Below are 24,237 nucleotides of genomic sequence, written 5' to 3'. Positions count from 1 at the left end.
ACTATTTACAGATTTCAATCGGAGGTGGCTTATGGATAAGCAGCAGACAGCGGTAAAGGATTTTTTGATGAAGGCATATTATGTTGACGAGCGGATCAACAGCAAGCTGGAACAGGTGGCGTCTTTAAATGAACTGGCGATAAAGGCAACTTCGACTATGAGTGACATGCCTGGCAGCCCGAACCGGAATATTCATAAAACAGAGGATATCATTGTGAAGATTCTGGATCTGCAGAGGGAGATCCAGGAGGATGCCAATGAACTTCTGAACCTGAAACAGGTGATCCGCCGGTGCATCAAGCAGGTGGAAGATCCGGAATGCCAGATCATTTTGGAAGAGCGGTACCTGCGGATGGTGAAATGGGAGCAGATCGCCACAACACTGAACATGAGTATGAGGAAAGTGTTCCGGCTCCATGATGAGACGCTGAAAAAAATCGTGATTCCTGAAAGTTGGCAGTAAATGCTATAGATATGCAGTATGGAAGTATGATATTGTTAAGATGCGGAAAATAAAAAGAGAGCCTTGAGGAAGCGATTCCCCAGGGCTTTCTTTATGCCCGAAGGAGGTGGGAGTATTGCCGAGGAAACCGAAACGGCCATGTTCCTGGCCGGGATGCCCGAACCTGACGGAAGGGAGATTTTGTGAGGAACACCAGAAAGAAGAGAACCGCCGCTACGAGAAGTACGGCAGGGATCCTGCTGTACGCCGCAGATACGGACGGGCATGGAAACGGATCCGTGATAAGTACGCGTCGGAGCATCCGCTGTGTGAGCAGTGCCTGAAGGAAGGGCGGTATGTGAAGACCGAGGAGATCCACCATAAGCTGCCGCTGTCTCAAGGCGGCACCCATGAGCGGAGCAACCTGATTGCCCTGTGCCGGTCCTGCCACGCAAAGATCCACGCAAAGAACGGAGACCGCTGGCATAACCGGTGAAAGTTCAGCCGGGGAGGGGCGGTCAAAATCTCCGCAGCTTTTCTCTTGGGGAACGGTGCGGGGGTGTCGCGTACAAAAAATGGAAATCAAAGGGGGTATTGCCCCCGGAAAGGAAAGAGGTGAAGGCCATGGCCAGGGATGGTACCGGTCGGGGCGGCGCAAGAGTCGGCGCCGGAAGGAAAAAGAAAGCGCTGACCGACCGGATCAGCGACGGCGGCACGGCAATGATCCTGGATCTGCCGGAGCCTTCGGAAATGTCTGGGGAGGAAATACCGCCGGTGAAGGATTACCTGAAAGCAAAGCAGAAAAGCGGGAAGAGTTTCTGCGCGGCGGAGGTGTATGAAGAGACATGGAAATGGCTGAGGGAGCGGGGATGTGACCGGCTGGTCAATATCCAGCTGGTGGAGCAGTACGCGGTGTCCGTATCCAGGTGGATCCAGTGCGAGGAATGCATTTCAGAGTATGGCTTCCTTGCCAAGCATCCCACAACCGGGAATGCCATCGCTTCCCCGTATGTTTCCATGTCCCAGCAGTATATGAAGCAGGTCAACCAGATCTGGTATCAGATTTACCAGGTAGTGAAGGAAAACTGCTCGGTGGAGTGGCAGGGGTCTACGCCCCAGGATGATGTGATGGAGCGGCTGCTCCGGGCAAGAAATGGAGGAATGTGAGATGGAACATAAAATGCGGATGGTAGAGACCACGAAGCTGGTGCCGTATATCAACAACGCAAGGACCCATTCCCCGGCGCAGATCGCGAAGCTGCGGGCATCGATCCGGGAATTCGGGTTCCTTAATCCGGTAATCATTGATGGGGACTGCGGGATTATCGCCGGGCATGGGCGCGTGCTGGCCGCGCAGGAGGAAGGGATGGAAAAAGTTCCCTGTGTGCTGGCAGACCATCTGAGCGAAGCCCAGAAGAAAGCGTATATCCTGGCGGACAACCGTATGGCTATGGATGCCGGATGGGACGAGGAACTTCTGAGGATCGAGATTGAAAGCCTGCAGGGAGAGGACTTTGACGTATCCCTGACCGGCTTCCGCGAGGATGAGGTGACAGACCTGTTCGCGGTACGGGAGGATCCGGACGATACGGGAAGCAATAAGGAGTATGACGAGGGGGAGTTTGGAGATGAGGAATTCGCACACGAATGTCCGAGATGCGGCTTTAAATTCAACTGACCACAGGTTCCCATGGAAATGGCGGCTGGATGACCTGAAGGACGTTCCAAAGAACGGAAGGACGGTATTCAGCTGTTTTTCCTGCGGCGGAGGCTCTTCCATGGGATATAAGCTTGCCGGGTATACGGTGCTGGGGAACTGCGAGATTGACCCGGAGATGATGAAGCTGTACAGGCGGAACCATCATCCGAAATATCCGTATCTGATGGATATCCGGGAATTCAACCGGCTGCAGGTCTACCCGGAGGAATTAAGACATCTGGATATCCTGGACGGGTCGCCGCCCTGCTCTGTATTCTCCACTGCCGGGGATCGGGAGAAGGCATGGGGAAAGGAAAAGGCATTCCGGGAAGGGCAGAAGAAACAGCGGCTGGATGATCTGTTCCTGCATTTCATCCGAACAGCAGAGATTTTAAAGCCTAAGGCAGTGATCGCGGAAAATGTTTCCGGCCTGCTGAAAGGCAATGCCAGGGGATACGTGAATGAACTGCTGAAAGCCTTTAAAGCGGCGGGCTATGTGACACAGATCTTCCTGCTGGACGCCCATACCATGGGGGTTCCGCAGAGGAGAAGACGTGTCTTTTTTATTGCCCATCGCAATGACCTGGACCTGCCGAAACTGAAGCTGGATTTCCATGAGAAGCCGATCCACTTCGGAGAAGTGCGGAGCGAGCATGGGATTCCCTACCAGAAAGCGCTAATGACGGAGCTGGTGGCGAAAAGGAAGAAGGGGGATACCTGTTTCGCAGATATCTCCATTAGGGAACGCGGAAAACTGTCCATGTTCAACAATGCCATTGTGGAAGACTGCCGGGTGGCGCCGACCAATACCGCCTGCGCGATTGTAACCAGGTTCTGTGACGGGGAAAAATATTCCGTCCATGATTATGTGGCGACACAGACGTTTCCGGAAGATTATGATTTCATGGATCAGGAAGTCAATTATGTCTGCGGGATGAGCGTGCCGCCGGTGATGATGGCGAACATTGCCAGTGAGGTGTACAGGCAGTGGCTGAAATACGTGTAAGGGGGGATGGTACAGCCGTGAGAAAACTGAAGAAGTATAAGCAGACCAGGTTCATGGCGAAGGGTTCCCATTATGACAAAGAGGCTGCGGACTACGCGGTGGCGTTTATTGAGAGCCTGTGCCATACGAAAGGGAAATGGGCAGGAAAGAAGTTTGAACTGATTGACTGGCAGGAGCAGATTGTCCGGGACCTGTTTGGGACGATCAAAGAGAATGGGTACCGACAGTTCAATCAGGCATACATTGAGATCCCTAAGAAGCAGGGGAAATCCGAACTGGCAGCGGCAGTGGCCCTGCTGCTGACCTGCGGGGATGGGGAAGAGCGTGCGGAAGTATATGGCTGCGCTTCGGATCGGCAGCAGGCGGCGATTGTGTTTGATGTCGCGGCGGATATGGTGCGGATGTGTCCGGCACTTTCCAAGCGGGTAAAGATCCTGGCATCCCAGAAGCGGATCATCTACCTGCCGACCAATTCCTTTTATCAGGTACTCAGTTCGGAAGCCTATTCCAAGCATGGCTTCAACATCCATGGGGTGGTCTATGATGAACTGCACGCGGCTCCGGACAGGAGGCTGTTTGATGTCATGACAAAAGGCAGTGGTGACGCAAGGATGCAGCCCCTGTTCTTTTATATCACTACAGCCGGGACGGATACCAATTCCATCTGCTATGAGACGCACCAGAAGGCAAAGGACATCCTGGAAGGGCGGAAAATCGACCCGACCTTTTACCCGGTGATCTATGGGGCGGATGAGGGTGACGACTGGACTGACCCGAAGGTATGGAAAAAGGCCAACCCGTCCCTGGACATCACAGTGGGGATGGACAAGGTGAAAGCAGCCTGCGAGTCGGCGAAGCAGAATCCGGGGGAAGAGAATTCCTTCCGGCAGCTGCGGCTGAACCAGTGGGTGAAACAGGCGGTGCGCTGGATGCCGATGGAGAAATGGGATCAATGCGCTTTTGCTGTGAACGAAGAGGAACTGGAAGGGCGCGTCTGCTACGGCGGCCTGGACCTTTCCTCCACCACGGACATCACGGCGTTTGTCCTGGTATTCCCGCCCCTGGATGAAGAAGATAAGTTCCAGCTGCTCCCGTATTTCTGGATTCCGGAAGAGACGCTGGACCTGCGGGTGCGCAGGGACCATGTCCCCTATGATGTGTGGGAGCGGCAGGGTTTCCTGCAGACCACGGAGGGGAATGTGGTGCATTACGGCTATATTGAGAAATTCATTGAGCGCCTGGGGGAACGGTTCAACATCCGGGAGATCGCTTTTGACCGGTGGGGCGCCGTGCAGATGGTCCAGAACCTGGAAGGCATGGGATTCACGGTGGTTCCCTTCGGTCAGGGTTTTAAGGACATGTCGCCGCCCACCAAGGAGCTGATGAAGCTGATATTGGAGCAGAGGATCGCCCACGGCGGGCATCCGGTGCTGCGGTGGATGATGGACAACATTTTTATCCGCACGGATCCGGCAGGGAATATCAAGGCGGATAAGGAGAAGTCCACGGAGAAGATCGATGGAGCGATCGCGGCGATCATGGGGCTGGACCGGGCGATCCGGTGCGGGAATGATACCAGGGAATCTGTTTATGACACCAGAGGGTTGCTGGTGTTTTGATAGGAGGTTTTGATGGGAATTTTAAGCTTGTTTGGATTTGGAAGGAGCAGGGATAAGCCGGAGAACCGGACGTCCGGCAGCGGGTATACCTTCTTTATGGGAGGGAGTACATCCGGGAAGCGGGTGAATGAACGGACGGCCATGCAGATGACGGCGGTGTATTCCTGCGTGAGGATCCTGTCGGAGGCAGTGGCCAGCCTGCCATTACAATTCTATAGATATACTGACGATGGCGGTAAAGAAAAAGCGGTGGAACATCCGCTTTATTTTTTGCTCCACGATGAGCCGAACCCGGAGATGACGTCCTTCGTGTTCCGGGAGACGCTGATGACGCACCTGCTTCTGTGGGGCAATGCCTATGCCCAGATCATCAGGAACGGAAGAGGCGAGGTGGTGGCTTTATATCCCCTGATGGCGGACCGGATGTATGTGGACAGGGATGACAAGGGGCAGCTGTACTACGAGTACACCCTGTATTCCGATGACGCGCCTACCATGAAGGGATCCATTGTCCGGCTGTCCCCTTATGAAGTGCTGCATATCCCAGGTCTGGGATTTGACGGGCTGGTGGGTTATTCGCCTATCGCTATGGCGAAGAACGCCATCGGCATGGCCATGGCCTGCGAGGAATACGGGGCGAAGTTTTTCGCCAACGGCGCGGCGCCTTCCGGGGTGCTGGAGCATCCGGGGACGATCAAGGATCCAAGCCGGGTGCGGGAAAGCTGGCAAAGGACCTTCGGAGGAAGCGGGAACGCCAACAAGGTGGCAGTGCTGGAGGAAGGGATGAAGTACACGCCCATTTCCATCTCGCCGGAGCAGGCGCAGTTTCTGGAAACCAGGAAGTTCCAGCTGGATGAGATTGCCCGGATCTTCCGGGTGCCGCCCCATATGATTGGGGATCTGGAAAAATCGTCTTTCAACAATATCGAGCAGCAGTCCCTGGAATTCGTGAAATATACCCTGGATCCCTGGGTATCCCGGTGGGAGCAGTCCATGGTGCGCTCGCTGCTGTCCAGGGAAGAGAAATCAAAGTATTTCATCAAGTTCAACGTGGACGGACTGCTCAGAGGGGACTACCAGAGCCGGATGAACGGCTACGCCACGGCAAGACAGAACGGCTGGATGAGCGCCAATGATATCCGGGAACTGGAAAACCTGGACCGGATCCCGGCGGAGCAGGGCGGGGATTTATATCTGATCAACGGAAACATGACGAAGCTTGCGGATGCCGGGCTGTTTGGAACGGGCCAGCAGGGGATGCCAGCAGGGGCAGATGATTTTGCAAGGAAAGGAGTAGAGATCCGATGAAGAAATTTTGGAACTGGAAGAGCAGGAAGATCCGGGATCAGGATTCCGGTGAGGAAAGGACTGAAAGGGTGCTGTTCCTGAATGGAACCATTGCGGAAGAGAGCTGGTATGACGATGAAGTCACGCCGGCTCTTTTTAAGGAGGAGCTGATGGCGGGGAACGGCGATATCACGGTATGGATCAACAGCCCCGGAGGGGACTGCGTGGCCGCGGCGCAGATTTACAACATGCTGATGGATTATAAGGGGAATGTCACGGTAAAGATCGATGGGATCGCGGCGTCCGCCGCAAGCGTGATCGCCATGGCGGGTACAAAGGTATTGATTTCGCCGGTGGGGATGCTGATGATCCATAACCCGGCGACGATCGCCTGGGGAGATTCCGGGGAGATGCGGAAGGCCATTGAGATGCTGGAAAGCGTGAAGGATTCCATTATCAACGCTTATGAGATCAAGACCGGCCTGTCCCGGACGAAGCTGTCCCACATGATGGACGCAGAGACCTGGATGGATGCCGGGAAAGCGGTGGAGCTGGGGTTCGCGGACGGCATTTTAAGCCGGGAAAGATTCCCGGAGGACATGGAGCCGCCCGCGGTATCCATGCTTTATTCCGAAGCCGCCGCGGTCAATTCCTTAATGGATAAGATCGCGGCAAAGTGCAGGACAAAACCGAAAACCGAACCGATGGGCCGCAGCGTAGACAGCCTCTACGAGCGGCTGAATTTATTGAAGAATTAGAAGGAGGACATGACCATGACGATTTTAGAACTGAGAGAAAAGAGGGCGAAGGCGTGGGAGGCAGCGAAAGCCTTCCTGGATTCCCACAGGAATGAAAAAGGTGTGCTGTCTGCGGAGGATGACGCCGCCTATACCCGTATGGAACAGGAAATCACAGATCTGGGGAAAGAGATCGCCCGGATGGAGCGGCAGGAAGCCTTTGAGAGGGAACTGTCCCAGCCGGTGAATCAGCCCCTGACCGGACGTCCGGCATCCGGCAGCGCGGGAAAGGAAAAGACCGGCCGCGCTTCGGAGGAATACAAGGCCAATTTCTGGAACGCCATGCGTTCTAAGGTGCCGCTTCCCAGCGTGGTCAACGCATTGGAAGAGGGAACGGATTCCGAGGGCGGGTATCTTGTGCCGGATGAGTATGAACGTACCCTGGTGGAAGCCCTGGAAGAGGAAAATGTGTTCCGCCAGCTGGCAAATGTGATCCGCACTTCCAGCGGCGACCGGAAGATCCCGGTGGTGGCAACGAAGGGAACGGCGTCCTGGATTGATGAGGAAGGGGCCTACACGGAGAGTGATGATTCCTTCGGCCAGGTATCCATCGGGGCCTACAAGGTGGGCACCATGATCAAGGTATCCGAGGAACTTCTCAATGACAGCGTCTTTGACCTGGAATCTTATATCGCGAAGGAATTCGCCCGCCGGATCGGGGCGAAGGAGGAAGAGGCGTTCTTTACCGGGGACGGATCCGGGAAGCCTCTGGGTGTGCTGGCAGCCACCGGCGGCGCCGAGACCGGGGTGACTGCAGCTTCCTCTACAGCCATCACGGCGGATGAGCTGATGGATTTGTTCTATTCCCTGAAATCCCCGTACCGGAAGAAGGCGGTATGGGTGCTGAACGATTCCACCATCAAGGCGGTGCGGAAACTGAAGGATTCCACGGGGCAGTACCTGTGGCAGCCATCTTTGACGGCTGGTACGCCGGATACGCTCCTTGGCAGGCCGGTGAAGACCTCCGCCTATATGCCGGTGATCGCGGCAGGGGCGAAGACCATTGCCTTCGGCGATTTCAGCTATTACTGGATCGCGGACCGGCAGGGGCGTTCCTTTAAGCGACTGAACGAACTGTATGCCGCCAATGGCCAGGTGGGATTCCTTGGCTCCCAGAGGGTGGATGGGAAGCTGGTGCTGTCCGAGGCGGTGAAGGTGCTGGCGCAGAAGGCCAGCGCCTGATCTATCTGACGTGAAAAAGCGGGCGGCGTCCCCAGACGTGGGAAGCCGCCGCTGACAAGGAAGGAGGGCAATGGGATGCTGGTGACACTGGAAGAAATGAAGAATTACCTCCGGGTGGATGACAGTGAGGATGACGGGCTGATCACCACTCTCCTGGCGTCAGCAGAGCGGATGTGTATGGATATCCTGCGGACAGATGAGGAAAGCGGCCTGCAGGAGGCAGAAAACGGAAAACCGGCGGTGATGTATACCGTGGCCTATCTGTATGAACACCGGGAGGAAGCTGACCACCATGCCCTGGCCCTGACACTGCGCTCCCTGCTCTTCGGCAGCCGGAAGGAGGCGTTCTGATGGAGATCGCTCTTCTGAATGTGAAAGTGACCTTCCAGAAAAACTCCGTAGCTGCGGACGATATCGGAAACCGAAGGAATGTCTGGGAGGATTATTATACCTGCCATGCCACAGTCAGCGGTGAGAGCGGGAATGAAAAGGCAGCAGCCGGATTGACGGTTGCGAAATCTGACATTGCCTTTACCGTCCGTTTTTGTAAACAGGCGGCGGAGGTAACGGCGGACGGGTTCCGTATCCTGTTTCAAGGGGAGATCTACAATATCGTGGCTGTGGATCACATGAACTATAAGAAGAAAGCGCTGAAGTTCCGGTGTGAGAAAGCGAGGCGGTGACCATGGGACAGACCGTGCAGATCGGGGAACTGGCGGACGCTGTTATGGAGACATTGGAGGAATACGCGGATCTGGCTGCCGAGGATGTGAAGCAGGCGGTCCGGAATGCCGGGGAGACGGTAAGGAAGGAGATCCGTGCCAACGCCCCGAAGGATACTGGGGACTATGCCAAAAGCTGGGCGGTGAAGAAAACAAAAGAAACTTCCTCCAGCCTGACGCTGACGGTTCATTCCAAAAACCGCTACCAGCTGGCCCATCTGCTGGAGTATGGCCACGCAAAGCGGGGCGGCGGACGGGTGGAGGGCAAAGCCCATATCGCCCCGGCGGAGGAGAAGGGAATCCGGCAGCTGGAAGACGAGATCGAAAGGAGCCTGAGGCATGGATAAACTTCTGGATATTTTGAAAAGCGCCGGCTTCCCCTATGCCTATGACCATTTCGCGGAAGGGGAGGCGCCGGATCCGCCGTTTCTTTGTTACCTGCTGCCGGGGAGCGATAACTTTTCTGCGGATGGAAAGGTCTATTACCGGATCAGCGAGGTGCGGGTGGAATTATATACGGACCAGAAGGATTTAGCCGCAGAGAGAAAGCTGGAAGATGCTTTGGATGCCTGCGGTATTTTTTATGAGAAATCGGAGACCTGGATCGACAGCGAAAAGCTGTATGAAATCCTGTATGTGTTTGAGATGCCGACAGGTGAGGAAAGCGCAGGGCAGGACGGATAAGGAAATGGAGGGAGCAGGATATGTCTGCGAAGAAGAATAAGGTAAAATTTAATATCTGCAACGTACATTATGCGTTGATTACAGTGGATGATGACGGGGAGGTGACCTTCGGGACGCCGGTGGCTATGCCGGGCGCAGTATCACTGTCCTTGGAACCCAACGGCGAGCCGTCCAATTTTTATGCGGATGGGTACGCCTACTATACAATCTCCAACAACATGGGTTATGAAGGGGATCTGGAACTGGCCATGGTGCCGGAGAGTTTCCGGACGGATGTGCTGAAGGAATCTCTGGATGACAACAGCGTGCTGGTGGAGAGCGCCAATGTGGAGACGGCGAACTTTGCCCTGCTCTTTGAGTTTGACGGGGATGTGAAGAAGATCCGCCATGTGCTGTATAACTGCTCTGCGGCCAGACCCAACATTGAGTCCGCGACCAATGAGGAGGAGATTGAGGTACAGACGGAAACGCTGGCCATCACGGCGGCGCCCCTAGCCAATGGGTATGTGAAGGCACGTACCGGGGACAGCACCACGGATACGGTCTATACGGGATGGTATACGGCAGTGTATCTGCCGGAGGTGACGCCGGATACCTCCGGGACGCAGCAGTCCGGGGGACAGGGGACAGATGATGAGACAGGAGGGGAGACCTTATGAGCATGAAACGGAATATCATGATTGACGGGCAGGAGGTTCCTTTTAAGGCCTCCGCCGCTATCCCCCGGATCTACCGGATGCGGTTCCACCGGGATATCTACAAAGACCTGCGGGACCTGGAAAAGGGGATTGATAAGAATGATCCGGAGAATTCCAACCTGGATCTGTTCTCTTTGGAAATGTTTGAGAACATCGCCTATGTGATGGCGAAGCATGCGGATCCGTCCATTCCGGATACGCCGGAGGAATGGCTGGATGGGTTCAATACCTTTTCCATCTATCAGGTGCTGCCGCAGATCATTGAACTGTGGGGGCTGAACACTCAGACGGATGTGCAGGCTAAAAAAAACTTCGCCCGACAGACCGGGAAATGACAACGCCCCTGTTCCTCCTGCGGTGCGTGCAGCTGGGACTGTCCATCCGGGATCTGGATCTTTTGACCATCGGGATGGTGAATGATATGTATGTGGAGAGCCGGAACGATGAGCATAAGTATGCGGTGGTGGCAACGCAGGAGGATTTTGACAGGTTCTGATAAAAAGCCGCTTGATGAGAGAATTTTTCCTTGATAAGATATAAAGACAAAGAAAAATTCAGATAACTATTTCAGGGGGACTTTTATGCAGTTAAATGGAAATCAAATTGTCAATTTCCCATATGGGAATGACATTAAAAAAGAGTTAAAATCTAAATTTGATGTAATAGATGAAATCCATGAATTTATAGTTGAGATTGACGATTTCCCTATAGAAGTAGCGATTGATTTATGCTTTAGTGGTAGATCGTTACACGCAGAGTATCTTTTTTGCATAACAGAAGAAGGAGAGAAATTTACTCTATTTGATTGTTATGTTATGCCAATGCAGTATCCAACTAAACAGATAAAGGTTATTTGGAATAAGTGGTTATTGGGATATCATGTGACAAACTTAAATAAAAACAATATACACCGAGGAGATTATTTAATCAATTTAAAGAAAAAAGATTGGAATTCCAATATTTTAGATCAAAATAATTGTTATGTAGTATTGGATGGTACTGTTACTATAACAATCGGAGATAGAACTTATGGATCAAAGAACGATCTTATTGAGATTGCTATTGAAACAAAAGAACCATCAAATATTAGTGCATATGAAAAAGTATTATTACGGCTATTGGAAATTTATTTTCTTCAGATGGGTTTTTTCCCGAAGGTTGAAAAGAGAAAATACAAAACGGCTCGTGGAGAGGAATTTTTCTTTCAAGAAGATTTTGCGGCATACGGAAAAACCACAAAAGCCAATATTAGGTTGGAGTATGCGTTAGATTTAAAGAAAGATGTGAATTTAGTTTCAGTATATGATAATTGGTGGAAATTAAGAGAAATAGAGGTTGTAACTTTTAATTTATATGCTTATACGACATCTGAGAAAAATCCTGTGAGAGAAGTTCCTATAGCAACTTGTATTCAGTGTTTAGAGGGATATTTTAGAAGGCATCATTCGGAGGAAATGTATAAATTCTCAAAATCCGGAAAAGAATCTATCTGCAAAGAAATATTAGAAATTATTAAAAAGTCATCTAAAATAAGTGACATATGTGGTGAAGAAGAAATAAACATTGATGATTTGTCAAAAAGCGTAAACGGGCTATTAGGACATATTAATGAGCGTAGTCTGAAAGAAATTTTAAAATATTCAATTCAAAGAGATATAATGGCAAATAGTATTTTTCAATATGAACAAAAGACTAAAGGAATTGATAATGTGCTATTATTCGACAAATTTATTAACAAAGCTACAGGCCATAGAAATTGGCTATCTCATTTAATGGAGACCAAAAAGCGATTTAATGGGGATGAAATAGAGTTAGCAAATAAAAAGTTAAAGTTATTATTTAGAATTACTTTGATGATAGATATAGGATTACAGGTAACAAAGGATTCCTTAGATAGAACAGTTAATGGTATTGATCAATGGTATAAAGGACATGAATTAAAATAATTATGCAGGCATCTGTTGCAACAGCAGATGCCTTTTTTAAAGATATGCTCGGAGAAATCCGGGCTTTTTCTATGTCCATTTTCAGGAGGTGGATGACACATGGCGAGCCGGATCAAAGGTATTACAGTGGAGATCGGCGGCGATACCAGCGGACTGGAAAAATCGCTTGCCGCAGTGAACAATTCCATAAAGAAGACCCAGAGCCAGCTTCGGGATGTGAATAACCTTCTGAAACTGGATCCGTCGAATACCATTCTTCTGGTGCAGAAGCAGGAGCTTCTGCAGTCCGCGATTGGGGATACGGAAAAGAAGCTGGAAGCCCTGGAACAGGCCCAGGAGGATGTGACGAAAGCTTTTGAACGGGGTGATCTGGGGAAGGACCAGTACATGGCTTTCCAGCGAGAGGTTGAGGAAACTAGAGGTGCGCTGAACCGGTATAAAGCAGATCTGTCCGGTTTACAGTCAGAGCAGGAACGGCTGGCATCCAATACGGGGCGGTTGAATAAACTGTTTGCAGCTACAGGTTCCAGTGTGGATGATTACGCCGATGTGCTGGGGAGCCGTCTGGTGACGGCGATCCGGAACGGGACAGCTTCTTCCGATCAGCTGAAAACAGCTGTAGAGAAGATCGGGAAGGCGGTCACTGGTGGGAAGGCCGATATCAAACAGCTGACCGATGCCCTGGATACGGTGGATGACGGGCAGGCGGTACGAAATCTGATCAATGATCTGAATGATGTGGGTGACGCTGCTCAGGACGCTGCGGATGACATCGGGGAGATTGCCCAGGCCACCAAGGGTGCAGCGCTTATGGAAGCCGCTGACCAGTTATCTGTGGTGGGGGATAAGATCCAGGATGTGGGAGATAAGGCGGTATCCGCTTATGCGGAGACAGAGACGGCCGTTTCTAAAGTAAACGCCTACTTCGGGGAGACCGGGGAGGCGGCGGAAGCCAGCGCTGAAATCGTGAAAAACGTGTACGGCTCCGGCGTGGGCCAGAGCATGGACGCGGTGGCGGAAGCGGTCATCATGGTCAAGAAGAACCTGGGGGATCTGGGAGATACGGACCTGACCAACCTGACGAAGCAGGCGCTGACTTTAGAAGAACTGTACGGGATTGACATGAATGAGACCCTCCGGGGTGTCAATTCTCTGATGAAGCAGTACGGCCTGACCGCTCAGGAAGCCATGGATTATATTGTCCGGGGTACCCAGAACGGCCTAGATAAGACCAATGAATTGGGGGATAACCTGTCCGAGTATGCGGGGAAATTTGAGCAGGCAGGGTATTCTGCTTCCGAGTATTTTCAGCTTCTGCAGAATGGCCTGGAAGGCGGAGCATATAATCTGGACAAGGTCAATGACGCGATCAATGAGGTGACCACCCGTCTGGCGGATGGAACCATCGGGGACTCCATTGATCTGTATTCCCAGAAAACACAGTCCCTGTTCCTGGCATGGCAGAACGGGGAAGCTACCCAGAAGCAGGTGATCGATTCCATTGTGGCGGATATCGGAAACTGTACCAGCCAGCAGGAAGCCCTGAACATGGCGGCCCAGGCCTTTGGTACCATGGCCGAGGATGGAAACCTGAAATTTATTACTTCCCTGACCTCCGTGGGAGAGACTTATGACAGCGTTGCCGGATCTGCGGAAAATCTGTTCAGACAGACACAGACGCCCATGCAGGAGATGGAGGCAAATACCCGGAAGCTGCAGCAGGCGCTGGTTCCTCTGGGGGAAAAGATCGTGGAGCTGGCCAACGTGGTACTGCCGCCTTTGGTGGCCATTATTACGGCAGTGAGCAAGGTATTCGGCATGCTGCCGGAGCCTGTGCAGAATTTTGTGGTGATCCTTGGGGCTTTGCTGGTGGCATTTACAGCATTGACACCGGTGATTGCGGCCCTGGCGGTGTCCTTCGGGGCGCTGAACATTTCCCTGCTCCCGGTGATCGGGATCATTGCCGGGGTGGCAGCGGCTATTGCCGGGATCATCGCTATTGTGAAAAACTGGGGTGCGATTACAGAATGGTTCGGTCAGTTGTGGCAGGCGGTATCCCAAAAGCTGATGGAATTGTGGAACGGGGTGGTGGTTTTCTTTACGGAAACCATTCCGGCGGCGTTCCAGACCTTCATCGGCTTTTTTTCTGCCATCCCGGACTGGTGGAACGGCCTGTGGTCTCAGGTATCCGCGTTTTTCACGAATACCTGGAATGCGATCCTGCAGAATCCCATCGTACAGCTGGTGGTAACAACCATCACATCTCTGTGGGAAAATACGAAAAATACCTTGCAGGGGATCTGGTCGGGGATCTGCCAGATTGCCTCCGGTGCCTTTGAATTGCTGAAAAATGTGATCCTTGCTCCGGTGCTTCTGCTGATCGACCTGGTGACGGGAAATTTCTCACAGCTTGCGTCTGATGCGGCGAATATCTGGAACAATATCAAAAATGCCGCTTCCCAGATCTGGTCGGGAATCCGGCAGGTGGTGACTTCTGCGGCTTCAGGACTGAAGCAGGGCGTGGAAATGGTGCTTTCGGCCCTGTCTCAGTTCGCCTCTCAGATCTGGTCGGCGATGAAGCAGACGGCGTCTTCTGTCTGGAACGGCATCAAGACTACGGTGGTAAATATCGCATCCGCGTTGCGTGAAGCGGCGGTTTCCGCTTTCCAGCGGATGGTTTCCGGGATCGGCTCTGCCCTTTCCGGGCTGTATTCGGTTGTGAGCAATGGATTTTCTTCCGCCATTCGGTTTATTACCGGGCTGCCGGGGCAGGCGTTTCAGTGGGGCAAAGATTTTATCCAGGGACTGATCAACGGGATTTCCAGTATGATCCAGAGCGTGATCAACACAGTTTCCGGGCTGGCCGACCGGATCCGTTCCTTCCTGCACTTCTCGGCTCCGGATGAGGGGCCGCTGGCGGATTACGAGACCTGGATGCCGGACTTCATGAAGGGGCTGGCGGGCGGTATTGAGAAGAACCGGAACCTGGTGGAAAAGGCTGTGAGGGATGTGGCTTCGGATATGGTGGTTTCGCCAAAAGTGAACGGGATGGAATATGGCTATGCCGATGGTGCTTTCTCCGGCGGGAGCATGTCTGACCTGATCTCCGGGATCTCTTCCGCGGTATCGGAAGCCCTGGCAGGCTTTTCCGGCCCGCAGGGGAACATCGTGATCCCGGTGTATGTGGGAGGCACTTTACTGGATGAACTGGTAGTGACGGCGCAGGCAAGACAAAACCTGCGGTCAGGAGGGAGGTAAGCGATGGCATTTATACAGTATCTGACCTTTGACGGCACAGCCCTCCCCCTGCCGGATTCTTATGAAGTACAGATGGATGATGTGGAGGCGGATTCCGGCGGGGAGACGGAGGCAGGGACGGTACAGCGGGATGTAGTGCGCGCAGGCGTAGTGAGCATCCCGGTGACGTTTTCAGTGTCGGCAAAATGGCTGAAGACACTGACAGAGTTTAAGCAGCAGGAAAAGATCACGGTGGGATATTTTAATACAGAGACGCTGACGGTGAAGACAGCGGAGATGTATGTGGAGGGGTACAAGGCTTCTCTTGTGAAGGATACGTCCCGGAAGGGATTGTGGACGGTGAGTTTTACGCTGAGGGAGTTCTGAAAGTGTATTCTTTTTCGGGGAAAACTATGGTATATTTGAGAAAATAAATCGGAATTTCACGGAGTGATTGTAATGAATGAAAAAATATTTAAGACCCCATGCGGAGAGATCCATTATTGGATAAATATGGAGCAGGGTTCTGGAAATATTACATTGATTTTTCTGCCGGGTTTAACTGCAGATCATCGATTGTTTGAGAAGCAAATTGAATTTTTCCAGGGAAAATATAATGTATTTGTGTGGGATGCACCGGGGCATGGGAAATCATGGCCATTTAAATTTGATTTTTCATTGATGGATAAAGCAAAATGGCTTGATGATATTTTCGGATTAGAAAATATTCAGGCTCCGGTTATCATAGGGCAATCCATGGGCGGCTATGTTGGCCAGGCATATTCGGAGTTATTTCCGAACAAATTGAAAGGATTCGTTTCTATAGATTCGGCACCTCTGCAAAGAAAATATGTGACGGGAATTGAATTGTGGCTTCTGAAAAGAATGGAACCAGTATATCGATATTATCCCTGGAAGTCATTATTGAACATCGGAACAAAGGGAGTTGCTGTATCTGCGTATGGAAGAAAATTGATGCATGACATTATGATGGCCTACGATGGCGACCAAAAAAGATATGCCCAAATATCCGGTCATGGTTTCAGAATATTAGCGGAAGCAATGGAGGCCGATCTTCTATACAAAGTACAGTGTCCGGCGCAGCTGATATGCGGAGAAAAAGACCATGCGGGTTCCTGCATTCGATATAATAAAGCATGGCACAAAAATACTGGCATTCCAATAGCGTGGATAAAGAATGCAGGGCATAATTCAAATACCGATGCACCGGAAGAAGTGAATTCATTAATTGTGAAATTGATAAATACAATAAGATGAAATATATAGAATAAATTCGGTTTGCTAGACAGACAAATTCAGTATAATCAGTATTAGTTTTTAATAGTTTATTTTGTCAAGAGCATCAGTCAGAAATGGTTGGTGCTTTTTTGATGCCTGGAAACGGAAGGAGGGGTGTCCGATGTACCCGGTGAGCGAGGCGTTCCTGCAGGCGGTGCAGGGGAACACCCGGAAGTATTACTGGTCGGGGAAAATTACCACGGCAGGAGGTGTGGTGCATTCCTTTGATCAGGAGGATATCGTAAAAGGCAGCGGCTATATCACAGCCCAGTGCTGCGGTAATTCGGAGATTGAACTGGGAGCGGTGTACGCGGCGGAGATGGGGATCAGCTTATTCCTGGATATTGACCGGTATACGCTGGAGGACGCGGAGGTGGAATTATCTTATCATCTCCGGCTTGCCAGCGGCGCTTATGAGACTGTCCCCATGGGGATCTTTGAAGTAAGTGAAGCCAACCGGACGGTGCATGTGCTGGAACTGAAGGCCTATGACCGTATGCTCCGTTTTGACCGAGCTTTCAATGGTTTTGAGACCATTGGCACTGCCTACGGGATGATGGAGCTGTGCAGTACGGCCTGCGGGGTGGAACTGGCACAGACCCAGGCGGAGATTGAGGCGCTCCCGAATGGATCGGAACTGCTATCCATTTACCCGGAGAATGACATTGAGACCTACCGGGATGTGCTGTATTTTACGGCGCAGGTACTGGGCGGGTTCTTCTGCGTCAACCGGGCCGGGAAGCTGGAATTTCGGCAGTATGGGGAGACATCGGTCATGGAGATTCTGCAGAAGCACCGGTTTTCCAGCAGTTTTTCTGATTTTGTGACCCGGTATACGGCGGTCAGCTCCACCAACCTGCGGACGCAGACTTCTGAGTATTACGCCCTGGAAACAGACGATGGTTTGACCATGAACCTGGGAGTCAATCCGTTACTGCAGTTTGGGTTGGAAGAAACCAGGGCGGAACTGTGCGGGAACATCCTAAATGCTCTCTCAAAAGTGAACTATGTGCCCTTTGATTCAGATACCATTGGAAATCCGGCATTGGATCTGGGGGACGTGCTGACTTTTTCCGGCGGGCAGGCAGATGATCAGCAGATCACTTGTGTGACGTCCTTTACGGTTAAGATCGGTGGACGTCAGAGTCTGAAATGTGTGGGGAAGAATCCCAAGCTTTCCCAGGTGAAGTCCAAGAATGATAAGAACATCTCCGGGCTCTTAAACCAGATTGAAGCGGGAAAGATCGGCATCCATACCTTTACCAATGCTTCTGAGTATTCCATCGGGGAGACGGATGTGCGGATCATCAGCATTGAGTTCGCTTCCAAAGAGGAAAACCACGCCCAGTTCTTCGGACAGGTGGTGGTGGATGTGACGGCTGATCCGGCTGTAAAGTCAGCCAATGCCAGCGGCACGATTGTGATTCCGTTTTCTTCCGGGAACACAGGAGACAGTGGAGGGACATCCAGTGGAGCAGCGGATACAGAAGATGGTTCTGAGGATGGCGCTGCCGAGGAAGAGACCACAGATATTTCCGTGGATGTGAGCCTGCCGGTGACATGGACGGAGGACGGGAAAGCGGTCTGCTATGTAACTTTTGAACTGAACAACGCGGAGATCCTGCTCCATCATCCTGTGGAAACCTGGCACAGCGGGAAGCACATCCTGTCTTTGTATTACCCCATTGAAAATATCGTGCCGAATATCACAAACACCTTCAGCGTGTATCTGCGGGTGGAGGACGGCTCCGGCAGTGTGGGGATCGGGGACTGCATTGCATCCATCAGCGGTCAGGCCATGGCAGCGGCTGCGGCATGGGACGGCAGGATCGATATTGAGGAAACAGCGGCTCTGTTTTCTGTGGGCGGCGGCCTGCAGGGAAAGAATATGACGGATGTGATGGCAGTGGAAACGATGGAACTGGTGCAGAAAAGCTATTCGGATACACTGACGGCAAAGCCGAAGATCGGGGCGTTCTGCCGGCCGGTAACGCTGCCGGTATCCAGTGACGCAGAATGATGGGAGGGAAATAGACATGACCTTAAAAGGCGTGATGACAATCGAACTGACGGATGAAAATACCGGGGCGGTGGAAACGGTTACGGAGGAGAACATGATCACAGAGTCCGTCAATAACATTTTGGGGTTAAACCCTATGGGCATCTTTTACGCGGCAACCGGGGAGTATGACGAAGCGGTCCTCTGGAACGGGAACCTTCTTCCCATCTGTCCCAATATGATCGGCGGCATCCTGCTCTTTTCCGAAGCGCTGGCGGAGGATGAGGAACTGCTGTATGAAAGCTCCGACAACTTGCCGGTGGCTTACGCTTCCAACAATGTCAATTCTACGGCGAACCTGGCCAGGGGGAGCCTGAACCTGACGGAGAGCATGGCTCTTTCCAATGGCTATAAGTTTGTGTGGGAGTTTACGCCCAACCAGGGCAACGGGACGATCGCGGCGGTGGCGCTGACCAGCGCTCTGGGCGGACAGAATGGTTTTGGAAGCCTTGTGGGGGATGCCAGTGCTTTCCTTCAGTTAAAGGCGGCGGATATCGGGGCAATCCCGGATGCCAACAAGATGGTGCTGTTTGAGGCGGTGGAGATGGATTTCGAGAACAGCCTGCTGTATTCCATCACCTTTGAAAATGCGGGCGTCCGGATCCGGAAGCTTCGGATCCCGGTGTTTTCCATCGGGCTGAATGAGAAGCTGGACGATTCCACTTATACCGTGCTGGAGGATGAGGTGCTGACGCCGGAGACCTTTGAGTTCCTGGGAAGCTATACCAAGTACGGGGAGTTTCTGGATGGGCAGGACGGATACTGGTACGGGTTTTCCAATGAGGGGAATTCTTCTGGGGATGCAACAATGCTTTGGATCAAAATCTCCAAGACAGACTATTCCTTTACAGAAGGGCAGTGGACGCTGTCCAACGCAAAACTGATGGATGTGGGTACCCGGGCTTTTGACTCTTTCGCGGAGCGGAGCGTGAAATGCTGTATCCGGAGTGGGTATCTGTATGTGCCTGTCTATGACAAGAAGGGAATCTATAAGATCAGCCTTTCCAATTCCACGGATGTGACGCTGATCGAGTTCGGCTTTACGTCCAAGTGGAAGCCCTTGTGCGAGACCGGCTCCTGCGAGCTGTACCTGACGCTCATCGGGGATCTGATCATCGGCGGGGATTTCCAGATCACGGCGGAGGATACGGTGGTCCATACCCAGGGAAACGTCCGGCTCAACAACGCCGCGACGCCCCTGTTCCAGTATAAGAACTTCCTGATCGGCTGGGGCGGAAGCTACGGAAATGAGTACCGGACGGCTTATCTCCTGACGCCGTACCTGGCGTCCATCAACAACCTTTCCTCAGCGGTGGTGAAGACCGTGGATAAGACCATGAAGATCACCTACACGCTGACGGAACAACCCGATCCCGTGCCGTAAGGGAAAGAGCTGCCCTGGAAAGGGCAGGCGGCACTTTATATAGAGAAACTGACTGGCAGGCGCTCTTTTGGGGCGTCTTTTCTTATGGGAAAGCGAGGAATAAAAGCAATGAAAGAATTTTGGAACATGATCCAGATGGTATTTGCCGCGGTGGGCGGCTGGCTGGGGTATTACCTGGGCGGCTGTGACGGCCTGCTGCTGGCTCTGGTGGCTTTCGCGGCGGCGGATTATCTGACCGGTGTGATGTGCGCGATCAGTGACCGGAACCTGTCCAGCAATGTAGGTTTTAAGGGTATCTGCCGGAAGGTGCTGATCTTCCTTCTGGTGGGGATCGCCAACATCCTGGATGTCCATGTCATCGGCACCGGATCGGTGCTGCGGACGGCAGTGATCTTTTTCTATATTTCCAATGAGGGCGTGAGCCTTTTGGAGAACGCAGCGCACCTGGGGCTTCCGGTGCCGGAGAAGATCAAGGCGGTGCTGGAGCAGCTCCATGACCGGGCAGAGAAAATAGAAACGGAGGAAAAATGAGATGAAGTTAGTACAGAGCATTTTAACGAAGAATCCCTGTTATACGGCGGGAAGGAAGATCACGGTGAAGGGGCTGATGCTCCATTCGGTGGGCTGTCCCCAGCCCAAGGCGTCTGTGTTCATCAGTTCCTGGAACAGCCCGTCCTATGATAATGCCTGTGTGCATGGGTTTATTGACGGGAATGACGGGACGGTGTACCAGACCCTGCCCTGGAATCACCGGGGCTGGCACTGCGGATCCGGAAGCAAAGGCAGCGGGAACAATACCCATATCGGGGTGGAGATGTGCGAGCCTGCCTGTATCCGGTATACGTCCGGGTCGCACTTTACCTGTTCTGACCTGACGGCGGCAAGGGCAGTGGCGAAGAGAACCTATGAGGCGGCGGTGGAATTATTTGCTTACCTGTGCAAACAGTACAATCTGAACCCGGCCGCGGATGGCGTGATCATCAGCCACCGGGAAGGACACAGCCGGGGGATCGCTTCCAACCATGGGGATCCGGAGCATCTGTGGAAGGGGCTTGGCCTGGGCTATACCATGGACGGGTTCCGGAAGGATGTGAAGGCGGCTATGGGAGGAGCCGGGACGGCATCCGGCCTGCAGGCTTCGGTATTTGCCGGGATGACGGAGCTGCAGGTAATCCAGAAGATAGGGCCGCTGTGTACAGCTGATCAGGAGAGAACAGGGATCTTGGCGTCTGTATCCTTGGCGCAGTTCATCTTGGAATCAGGGTACGGGAAGAGTGAGCTGGCCCAGAAAGCCAATAATGTGTTCGGCATGAAAAAATCCCTGTCCGGGAATACCTGGGGCGGCTCTGCCTGGGATGGGGTTTCCGTTTATAAGAAGGAGACAAAGGAGCAGAACCCTGACGGCAGTTATGTGTCAGTCACAGCGGATTTCCGAAAGTACCCCTGTGTGGAAGATTCTATCGCGGATCACAGCGCTTACCTGCTGGGTGCGAAGAATGGGGAACGGCTGCGGTATGAGGGACTGAAGGGCTGTGCGGATTATAAAAAGGCGGTACAGATTATCAAGGACGGCGGCTATGCCACAAGCCTGACTTATGCGGAGAAGCTTTGTTCGATCATCGAGAAATGGAATCTGACGCAGTATGACGCCAAGGACTCCTGCGATGGTGAAGTAGTCCGATGGTACCGGGTGAGAAAGAACTGGACAGATGCCAAGTCCCAGAAGGGAGCGTTCAAGATCCTGGAGAACGCGAAGAAATGCGCGGATGAGAATCCGGGATATAAGGTTTTTGACGCGGATGGAAATGCGGTATATGAATCGAAGGCGGCGGATGTGCCGTTTTTGGTGAAAGTCAGCATCTTGGATCTGAATATTCGGAAAGGCCCGGGAACGGATTACGGGAAGACCGGGAAGTTCACTGGTGCCGGCGTGTTTACGATCTTGGAAGTGAAGGATGGAAAAGGTTCTTCAGCTGGATGGGGAAGGCTGAAGAGCGGAGCCGGATGGATCAGTCTGGATTATGCCCGGAGGATTTAAAAAGATGGCTGGGGGAGATGTATGTCTCTTCCAGCCGATTTTTTTATTTGCGGGGTAAAATCCGGCATTCTTTTATTGCCTGTGACATGAGGGAAAAGTCCCTCAGAAAGGACGGCGGTAAAATGATGACGGCAGAAGAAATGAAAGCTGTGGATATCAGGACTGTGAACCGGGATGAACTGGTGGATATCCGGGATGTGGTGATCGACCAGGACGCGCCTAAGGAAGAAAAGATAAAAAGCTTTATGCGGCAGATACGAAATCCGTATTGCTTTAAGGTGGGAAATGTGGTGGTAAAGACAACCTTCGCGGATACGGACGCGACATTGGATGACCGTCTTGAACATTATCTGCGGAATAAGTAGAAAAGGCGCTGACAGAGAAGGAAATCCGCGATAAAATATCAGACAGGTCAAAAACATCAGGATAAGGTTTGGAAGCCAGTCTTCTTTTGAACTGTCACATATACATGCGTTCATAAAGGAGGTTGGCTATGTTTGCTTCTAAAGAATATTATAAGGCGTGTATCTATACGAGACTGTCCAAGGATGACGGTGACAAGCCGGAAAGCGACAGTATTGGGAATCAGAAAGCGCTGATCAGGGAGTTCGTAAAAAATCATCCGGAGATCCAGGTGGTTTCCGAGAAGGCGGACGACGGATACAGCGGCGTGAATTTTGAACGTCCGGGATTTAAGGAAATGATGGAAGAGATCCGCGCAGGCCAGGTGGACTGTGTGATCGTCAAGGATCTGTCCCGTTTTGGCAGGAACTATATTGAAGCAGGGAATTATATTGAGAGGGTCTTTCCGTTTATCGGAGTGCGTTTCATCGCGATCAATGACAGCTATGACAGTACGGACCGGAATCAGTCGGATTCGCTGATCATACCGTTTAAAAACCTGATCAATGACGCCTACTGCAAAGATATATCCGTGAAGATCCGGACACAGCTGGAAATTAAGCGGAAGAAGGGAGAATTCATCGGCGCTTTTGCTGTTTACGGGTATCTGAAAGACCCTGAGGATCACAATAAGCTTGTGGTGGATACTTTTGCTTCTGAGGTGGTGAAAGCAATCTTCCGATGGAAACTGGAAGGCATGAGCCAGGGAGATATCGCGGAGCGCCTGAATGCCCAGGGAGTGCTGTGCCCGATGGAGTATAAGCTGTCCCTTGGGATGAAGGTGCAGACCAATTTCCGGATGAACCGGAAAGCTGCATGGTCGTGGTCAAGCGTGAGCAGGATCCTGACTAATGAAATCTATACGGGAGTGATGGTCCAGGGGAAGGTGAGTACCCCTAATTATAAGGTAAAGAAGTTCATGCGTAAGGACGAAGCGGAATGGATCCGCGTTGAGCAGTCTCATGAAGCGATCATCGATGAGGATACGTTCCGTGTGACGCAGGAACTTCTGAAAAAGGATGTCCGCAGGGGGCCGGAAAAAGGGAAAGTCTATCCGCTGTCCGGCTACCTGGTATGCGCTGACTGCGGCCAGAGCATGATCCGAAAGAGCGCGGTGAGCGGCGGGAAAAAGTATTATTATTATGTCTGCTCAGGGCATAAGGCCGGAAAAAACTGTAAGCCGCACAGCATCCGGGAAGAGGATCTGTTCGGCGCAGTGCTGGCCGCAATCCGGGGACATATCAAGATTATCGCTGACATGAAGCGAACCATGGATACCCTGCGGTCTCTCCCGGAAGGGCAGAGGAATACGGTGAATTATGATATGCAGATCGTGAAGCTGAAGGAAGAGATTGAGCGCAGCCAGGGATTTAAGATGAAGCTGTACGATAACCTGCAGGATGGCCTGATTGATCAGGAGGAATATTTCCTGTTTAAGAAGAACTATTCGGAAAGGATAGCGGACGCGGAGCGCGCTGTCCAGCGCCTGGAACAGGAGCGGGAGGATGCTGTGAGCAGGAACGTTTCGGAGCAGGCGTGGACGAAAGTTTTCCTGAAGAATAAGAACCTGACAGAGCTTGACCGGAAGGCTGTTGTGGACCTGATTGAGGAGATCATTGTCTATGAGGATAAAAAGATTGATGTAAGGTTCCGGTATATGGCGGATTTTGACAGGGCCATGCACGCTGTTCATATGCTGCCGGTCAAGCCGCGGGAAGCGGCGGTGTAAGGAGGCG

25 protein-coding genes and 1 pseudogene are annotated in these 24,237 nt (G+C 52.2%); all 26 read left to right on the top strand.

The genetic code is table 11. The annotated features are described in order from the left end of the window. Positions 1 to 31: 31 nt before the first annotated feature. Complete coding sequence (locus B5E64_RS14130) at positions 32 to 463, top strand: DUF1492 domain-containing protein (RefSeq protein ID WP_087169104.1); 432 nt, start codon at positions 32 to 34, stop codon at positions 461 to 463. Between the two features lie 115 nt (positions 464 to 578). Continuing rightward, the gene (locus B5E64_RS14125; RefSeq protein WP_087169103.1) at positions 579 to 938 is read left to right on the top strand and encodes an HNH endonuclease signature motif containing protein; all 360 of its coding nucleotides are present in this window, start codon (positions 579 to 581) and stop codon (positions 936 to 938) included. A gap of 128 nt (positions 939 to 1,066) precedes the next feature. Beyond that, positions 1,067 to 1,609, top strand: a complete 543-nt coding sequence (locus B5E64_RS14120) for a P27 family phage terminase small subunit (RefSeq protein ID WP_087169102.1) — start codon at positions 1,067 to 1,069, stop codon at positions 1,607 to 1,609. 1 nt (position 1,610) lies between these two features. Beyond that, a pseudogene (locus B5E64_RS14115) lies at positions 1,611 to 2,006 on the top strand (ParB/Srx family N-terminal domain-containing protein); the annotation flags it as partial. 64 nt (positions 2,007 to 2,070) lie between these two features. Next, entirely contained in the window at positions 2,071 to 3,147 is a 1,077-nt protein-coding gene (locus tag B5E64_RS14110; protein ID WP_087169100.1) for a DNA cytosine methyltransferase, read from the top strand. 17 nt (positions 3,148 to 3,164) lie between these two features. Further along, positions 3,165 to 4,766, top strand: a complete 1,602-nt coding sequence (locus B5E64_RS14105) for a terminase TerL endonuclease subunit (protein WP_204247072.1) — start codon at positions 3,165 to 3,167, stop codon at positions 4,764 to 4,766. A gap of 12 nt (positions 4,767 to 4,778) precedes the next feature. After that, positions 4,779 to 6,074, top strand: coding sequence for a phage portal protein (locus B5E64_RS14100; protein ID WP_138373642.1), 1,296 nt, complete (start codon positions 4,779 to 4,781; stop codon positions 6,072 to 6,074). Beyond that, positions 6,071 to 6,811: a head maturation protease, ClpP-related gene (locus tag B5E64_RS14095; RefSeq protein ID WP_087169099.1), complete on the top strand. Its 741-nt coding sequence runs from the start codon at positions 6,071 to 6,073 to the stop codon at positions 6,809 to 6,811. The genes B5E64_RS14100 and B5E64_RS14095 overlap by 4 nt, the downstream gene beginning before the upstream one ends. A 15-nt stretch (positions 6,812 to 6,826) precedes the next feature. Beyond that, a complete protein-coding gene (locus B5E64_RS14090) occupies positions 6,827 to 8,032 on the top strand; it encodes a phage major capsid protein (RefSeq protein WP_087169098.1) in 1,206 nt (401 codons plus the stop codon). A gap of 75 nt (positions 8,033 to 8,107) precedes the next feature. Beyond that, entirely contained in the window at positions 8,108 to 8,383 is a 276-nt protein-coding gene (locus B5E64_RS14085) for a head-tail connector protein (RefSeq protein WP_087169097.1), read from the top strand. Further along, the gene (locus B5E64_RS14080) at positions 8,383 to 8,715 is read left to right on the top strand and encodes a phage head closure protein (protein ID WP_087169096.1); all 333 of its coding nucleotides are present in this window, start codon (positions 8,383 to 8,385) and stop codon (positions 8,713 to 8,715) included. Before B5E64_RS14085 ends, B5E64_RS14080 begins: the two co-directional genes overlap by 1 nt. Before the next feature lie 2 nt (positions 8,716 to 8,717). After that, positions 8,718 to 9,101, top strand: coding sequence for an HK97 gp10 family phage protein (locus B5E64_RS14075; protein WP_087169095.1), 384 nt, complete (start codon positions 8,718 to 8,720; stop codon positions 9,099 to 9,101). Next, complete coding sequence (locus B5E64_RS14070) at positions 9,094 to 9,438, top strand: hypothetical protein (protein ID WP_087169094.1); 345 nt, start codon at positions 9,094 to 9,096, stop codon at positions 9,436 to 9,438. Before B5E64_RS14075 ends, B5E64_RS14070 begins: the two co-directional genes overlap by 8 nt. 20 nt (positions 9,439 to 9,458) lie before the next feature. After that, positions 9,459 to 10,097, top strand: a complete 639-nt coding sequence (locus B5E64_RS14065) for a major tail protein (RefSeq protein WP_087169093.1) — start codon at positions 9,459 to 9,461, stop codon at positions 10,095 to 10,097. Continuing rightward, a complete protein-coding gene (locus tag B5E64_RS14060; protein WP_087169092.1) occupies positions 10,094 to 10,471 on the top strand; it encodes a hypothetical protein in 378 nt (125 codons plus the stop codon). Before B5E64_RS14065 ends, B5E64_RS14060 begins: the two co-directional genes overlap by 4 nt. Next, positions 10,468 to 10,632, top strand: a complete 165-nt coding sequence (locus B5E64_RS18210) for a hypothetical protein (protein ID WP_166430228.1) — start codon at positions 10,468 to 10,470, stop codon at positions 10,630 to 10,632. The genes B5E64_RS14060 and B5E64_RS18210 overlap by 4 nt, the downstream gene beginning before the upstream one ends. 85 nt (positions 10,633 to 10,717) lie before the next feature. Continuing rightward, positions 10,718 to 12,082 (top strand): HEPN domain-containing protein, encoded by a 1,365-nt coding sequence (locus tag B5E64_RS14055; RefSeq protein WP_087169091.1) that lies wholly within the window; start codon positions 10,718 to 10,720, stop codon positions 12,080 to 12,082. 99 nt (positions 12,083 to 12,181) lie between these two features. After that, complete coding sequence (locus tag B5E64_RS14050; RefSeq protein WP_087169090.1) at positions 12,182 to 15,340, top strand: phage tail tape measure protein; 3,159 nt, start codon at positions 12,182 to 12,184, stop codon at positions 15,338 to 15,340. A gap of 3 nt (positions 15,341 to 15,343) precedes the next feature. Beyond that, entirely contained in the window at positions 15,344 to 15,706 is a 363-nt protein-coding gene (locus B5E64_RS14045; RefSeq protein WP_087169089.1) for a hypothetical protein, read from the top strand. A gap of 72 nt (positions 15,707 to 15,778) precedes the next feature. Further along, on the top strand, positions 15,779 to 16,597 hold the full coding sequence (locus B5E64_RS14040) for an alpha/beta hydrolase (protein WP_087169088.1): 819 nt from the start codon (positions 15,779 to 15,781) through the stop codon (positions 16,595 to 16,597). A gap of 142 nt (positions 16,598 to 16,739) precedes the next feature. Next, positions 16,740 to 18,638 carry a hypothetical protein gene (locus tag B5E64_RS14035; RefSeq protein WP_087169087.1) on the top strand — a complete coding sequence of 633 codons (1,899 nt, stop codon included), beginning with the start codon at positions 16,740 to 16,742 and terminating at the stop codon, positions 18,636 to 18,638. A gap of 16 nt (positions 18,639 to 18,654) precedes the next feature. After that, complete coding sequence (locus tag B5E64_RS14030; protein ID WP_087169086.1) at positions 18,655 to 20,061, top strand: hypothetical protein; 1,407 nt, start codon at positions 18,655 to 18,657, stop codon at positions 20,059 to 20,061. Between the two features lie 108 nt (positions 20,062 to 20,169). Further along, entirely contained in the window at positions 20,170 to 20,592 is a 423-nt protein-coding gene (locus B5E64_RS14025; RefSeq protein ID WP_072525053.1) for a phage holin family protein, read from the top strand. 1 nt (position 20,593) lies between these two features. After that, complete coding sequence (locus B5E64_RS14020; RefSeq protein ID WP_087169085.1) at positions 20,594 to 22,099, top strand: glucosaminidase domain-containing protein; 1,506 nt, start codon at positions 20,594 to 20,596, stop codon at positions 22,097 to 22,099. Positions 22,100 to 22,221: 122 nt separating this feature from the next. Beyond that, positions 22,222 to 22,464: a DUF6870 family protein gene (locus tag B5E64_RS14015; RefSeq protein WP_087169133.1), complete on the top strand. Its 243-nt coding sequence runs from the start codon at positions 22,222 to 22,224 to the stop codon at positions 22,462 to 22,464. Positions 22,465 to 22,592: 128 nt separating this feature from the next. Continuing rightward, entirely contained in the window at positions 22,593 to 24,230 is a 1,638-nt protein-coding gene (locus B5E64_RS14010; RefSeq protein ID WP_087169084.1) for a recombinase family protein, read from the top strand. Positions 24,231 to 24,237 lie beyond the last annotated feature (7 nt).

The organism is Drancourtella sp. An12 (genome assembly GCF_002160935.1).
In the GTDB taxonomy this organism is placed as follows: Bacteria; Bacillota; Clostridia; order Lachnospirales; family Lachnospiraceae; genus Sellimonas; species Sellimonas catena.
Note: the sequence above shows the minus strand (reverse complement) of the source record. Positions and strands in the feature narration are given on the sequence as shown.

Bases quoted from the DNA above. Each gene is read 5' to 3' on its own strand.
- B5E64_RS14130 (WP_087169104.1), top strand. From the start codon at position 32: ATGGATAAGCAGCAGACAGCGGTAAAGGATTTTTTGATGAAGGCATAT.
- B5E64_RS14120 (WP_087169102.1), top strand. From the start codon at position 1,067: ATGGCCAGGGATGGTACCGGTCGGGGCGGCGCAAGAGTCGGCGCCGGA.
- B5E64_RS14110 (WP_087169100.1), top strand. From the start codon at position 2,071: ATGAGGAATTCGCACACGAATGTCCGAGATGCGGCTTTAAATTCAACT.
- B5E64_RS14100 (WP_138373642.1), top strand. From the start codon at position 4,779: ATGGGAATTTTAAGCTTGTTTGGATTTGGAAGGAGCAGGGATAAGCCG.
- B5E64_RS14095 (WP_087169099.1), top strand. From the start codon at position 6,071: ATGAAGAAATTTTGGAACTGGAAGAGCAGGAAGATCCGGGATCAGGAT.
- B5E64_RS14090 (WP_087169098.1), top strand. From the start codon at position 6,827: ATGACGATTTTAGAACTGAGAGAAAAGAGGGCGAAGGCGTGGGAGGCA.
- B5E64_RS14085 (WP_087169097.1), top strand. From the start codon at position 8,108: ATGCTGGTGACACTGGAAGAAATGAAGAATTACCTCCGGGTGGATGAC.
- B5E64_RS14080 (WP_087169096.1), top strand. From the start codon at position 8,383: ATGGAGATCGCTCTTCTGAATGTGAAAGTGACCTTCCAGAAAAACTCC.
- B5E64_RS14075 (WP_087169095.1), top strand. From the start codon at position 8,718: ATGGGACAGACCGTGCAGATCGGGGAACTGGCGGACGCTGTTATGGAG.
- B5E64_RS14070 (WP_087169094.1), top strand. From the start codon at position 9,094: ATGGATAAACTTCTGGATATTTTGAAAAGCGCCGGCTTCCCCTATGCC.
- B5E64_RS14065 (WP_087169093.1), top strand. From the start codon at position 9,459: ATGTCTGCGAAGAAGAATAAGGTAAAATTTAATATCTGCAACGTACAT.
- B5E64_RS14060 (WP_087169092.1), top strand. From the start codon at position 10,094: ATGAGCATGAAACGGAATATCATGATTGACGGGCAGGAGGTTCCTTTT.
- B5E64_RS18210 (WP_166430228.1), top strand. From the start codon at position 10,468: ATGACAACGCCCCTGTTCCTCCTGCGGTGCGTGCAGCTGGGACTGTCC.
- B5E64_RS14055 (WP_087169091.1), top strand. From the start codon at position 10,718: ATGCAGTTAAATGGAAATCAAATTGTCAATTTCCCATATGGGAATGAC.
- B5E64_RS14050 (WP_087169090.1), top strand. From the start codon at position 12,182: ATGGCGAGCCGGATCAAAGGTATTACAGTGGAGATCGGCGGCGATACC.
- B5E64_RS14045 (WP_087169089.1), top strand. From the start codon at position 15,344: ATGGCATTTATACAGTATCTGACCTTTGACGGCACAGCCCTCCCCCTG.
- B5E64_RS14040 (WP_087169088.1), top strand. From the start codon at position 15,779: ATGAATGAAAAAATATTTAAGACCCCATGCGGAGAGATCCATTATTGG.
- B5E64_RS14035 (WP_087169087.1), top strand. From the start codon at position 16,740: ATGTACCCGGTGAGCGAGGCGTTCCTGCAGGCGGTGCAGGGGAACACC.
- B5E64_RS14030 (WP_087169086.1), top strand. From the start codon at position 18,655: ATGACCTTAAAAGGCGTGATGACAATCGAACTGACGGATGAAAATACC.
- B5E64_RS14025 (WP_072525053.1), top strand. From the start codon at position 20,170: ATGAAAGAATTTTGGAACATGATCCAGATGGTATTTGCCGCGGTGGGC.
- B5E64_RS14020 (WP_087169085.1), top strand. From the start codon at position 20,594: ATGAAGTTAGTACAGAGCATTTTAACGAAGAATCCCTGTTATACGGCG.
- B5E64_RS14015 (WP_087169133.1), top strand. From the start codon at position 22,222: ATGATGACGGCAGAAGAAATGAAAGCTGTGGATATCAGGACTGTGAAC.
- B5E64_RS14010 (WP_087169084.1), top strand. From the start codon at position 22,593: ATGTTTGCTTCTAAAGAATATTATAAGGCGTGTATCTATACGAGACTG.